This window comes from Prosthecobacter sp., assembly GCF_044373815.1.
Classification (GTDB): domain Bacteria; phylum Verrucomicrobiota; class Verrucomicrobiia; order Verrucomicrobiales; family Verrucomicrobiaceae; genus Prosthecobacter.
In genome coordinates, this window is record NZ_JBIPNG010000700.1 from 1 (window position 1) to 2,501 (window position 2,501).

A 2,501-nucleotide genomic window follows, 5' to 3' on the forward strand; every position below is an offset into this window, starting at 1 on the left:
CCCCTGCTCACGTCTGACGAAGCTCTGTTTCATGCCTGCCTAGAAAACATCACCGCCCAGCGCTGCCATATTCAATGCAAGCCGCGCCTCCTCGAAATCCTTCATGCTGAAAACGTTGCGGGGTTCCTTAAGATTTGCCAGCGCCACATCGACTTCCTGGTCTACCGCAAAGGAGACTGGCTTCCCATGGTGGCCATCGAATTCGAGGACGACAGCCCCGGCAAGGCCGGCCGAAAACTACGCGACCGCCATTTGGTGGACGACATCTTTTCGAGCTTCGGAATTCCCCTGCTGCAGGTCACTGCCAAGGACATCAACCAGATCGACACACTTGTTCACAAGCTCAGCAATGCCTGGCAGCAGCGCAATGCGAACCTGGAAATCATGCCTCCTCCCAGTGAAGAGTGCGCGCCCCACCCACCCACAACCACCCTGCTGGCAGCGACGTCCAGTTCAAGCCCCAATTCCAGCGCCAATACAAGCCGCATGACCTCCGCAGCCTGTTCCTCGATTTCCTGAAGGCACGGCGCATTGCTAACCACCCACCTTGAAGCTCAGTGTGGTCGTAGCGGCCGCTTTTGCTGGCGCATCGCGATCCACTTCAAACGGTCCTAGCAGGTTGTTACCCGCCAAATCTTCGAGCAACGGGTCGATTTTCAAAACGCAGGCACCTTGCGGCCAAGCAACCGCCGGCGTGAACGACCAAGTGCGCGCATCCGCGGCCACAGTCACTGCACCTGCGACTTCTCCCTCACCGCGTTGCACTTTCAATGCGGAGACGAGCATCGCAGGATCCAGCGGTTCATCGAACCTGACCACCAGCGGATCACGAGTTCCCGCCTTCGGCGCAGTGATCTGCCAGCGCTGTGGATTGGGGCTGGTATGATCCACAGCCCCGGCGGCGAGTGTAAATGCCGTTTCCTTACCCAGAGCCACACCGGTGGTCGAGCGCCAGTTGGCAGCTATCCTGAGCGTGTGCTGGCGTTGCTCCTGCAGAACAGGCCCTTCATCGATGTTCAGGTTCACGCCTGTCTTCTGCCGCCCTGGATGCAGCCAGAGGGTGAGACGTTTTCCATCCGGTGACCACAGCTCAGTCTCACGAAAAGCACCGTGAACCAGACTGCCGTCCTGACGATGCAAGGTGATGCGTTCCAAAAACACACCCTGTTCCATCGGTTGGCTGAAGTGCAGGTAGAGCTTTAGCGCATTGGCAGGCAGCACCGTGGGAGAGGGCGAGATGGCCACCGTAGGCGCAGCAGTCGCCGGAAGCGTGAACTTCAGCCGCTGCGTGCTCCAAATACCGCCGGCCGTTTGAACCTCCACCCGGTAGGTTTCTCCCTGCACCAACGGCAGTGCAGCGGCAAAGCACACGCTTTCACGCGTCTTCACCACGCTCCCAAAAAGCGGTTCGGCAGCATCGCCACGGAACACGCGCACCTCAACGCCGCGAGCTTCGATCTGCCCGGCCTCGTTCACCCACACATCAGCGGCGAATGTGGCGGAGCAGACAAGATTTAGAAAGCAGAGCCAGCGTTTCACGGAAGTGCTGCCACTTCGAGACTCAGCGTGCCTTCGGTATCACGCAGCACCACAGCTTCGGTGTCGCTCAGTTTGTCCACCTGCACGGCACCGAAGAGGGCATCGACGATCTCGATGCCCTCGGGGCCTTTGGGCTCCTTTTCATCGCGGCGTGCGGCGTTTTCATTGGTCTTCTCCGGTGCCTTGGCATCGAGGTAATCCATGCTGATGCGCGCGCCCCACATCTTGCTGGGGCCAAAGGCGTTCTGCTTGAAGCGCTGCGTGTGCACCACCAGCCACTCCTTGCCGGTTTTGTCGGAATAGCTGAAGAGATCCAGCGGACGGTTGCCGCTGCCGAGTTCCACCATGCTCACGCCTTTGACCTGCGCACCACTCTGGATGTCGTCCACCTTGAACTTGGCCACCGGCGTGCAGGCGAACGCGCCGACGACGAAGGTGCCTTCCTTCGATTGGTAGGGGATGAAACTCTGGATCGGTGCCTTGGTCTCCCACTTGCGATGCGCCACATGATACGTCTCCGCACTGAACACACTGGCCGTGGCGCCGTTTTTGAGCGGCACGGGGATGGTGAAAATGCGGGAGGCGAATTCTTCATTGCAGGTGCCTGTGGCAAAGACGCGGTCCTTGTCGAAGGCCACATCAGTGATGTTCGTGACCTTGCTGGCGGTGCCGCCGGGCAGTATGATGCGCACCCAGGCCAGCGGAGCGAGATTCAGAGGAACCACCTTGCCGTCTGCGCCAACGCTCACAAGCAGCACCGCATTGTCAGGGCGGCGCTGCACGCCGAGGTAAATGCGTCCACTGGCAGGATTCACCGCGAGATCTTTGACCGTGATGTCCTCCTTCTTGGCTCCGAGTCCGGCGGCGATCAGCGCTCCGATGTCGGCCACCGGTTTGGCGAGGCGTTCGCTCTTGGGTCCGGCATCGCCCGTCTGGATAGCCACCACGCTGGCCGTGGCCGG

3 protein-coding genes are annotated in these 2,501 nt (G+C 60.3%); 1 reads left to right on the forward strand and 2 read right to left on the reverse strand.

Going from position 1 to position 2,501, the window contains the following annotated elements:
* On the forward strand, positions 1 to 519 hold a 519-nt coding region (locus tag ACIREA_RS30475; protein ID WP_397386076.1), incomplete at its 5' end, for a DUF2726 domain-containing protein.
* A gap of 15 nt (positions 520 to 534) precedes the next feature.
* On the opposite strand, the gene ACIREA_RS30480 is transcribed toward ACIREA_RS30475, so the two are convergent.
* Complete coding sequence (locus ACIREA_RS30480; protein WP_397386077.1) at positions 535 to 1,539, reverse strand: Ig-like domain-containing protein; 1,005 nt, start codon at positions 1,537 to 1,539, stop codon at positions 535 to 537.
* A partial coding sequence (locus ACIREA_RS30485; RefSeq protein WP_397386078.1) for a hypothetical protein occupies positions 1,536 to 2,501 on the reverse strand: 966 nt, incomplete at its 5' end. The genes ACIREA_RS30480 and ACIREA_RS30485, both read right to left, overlap by 4 nt.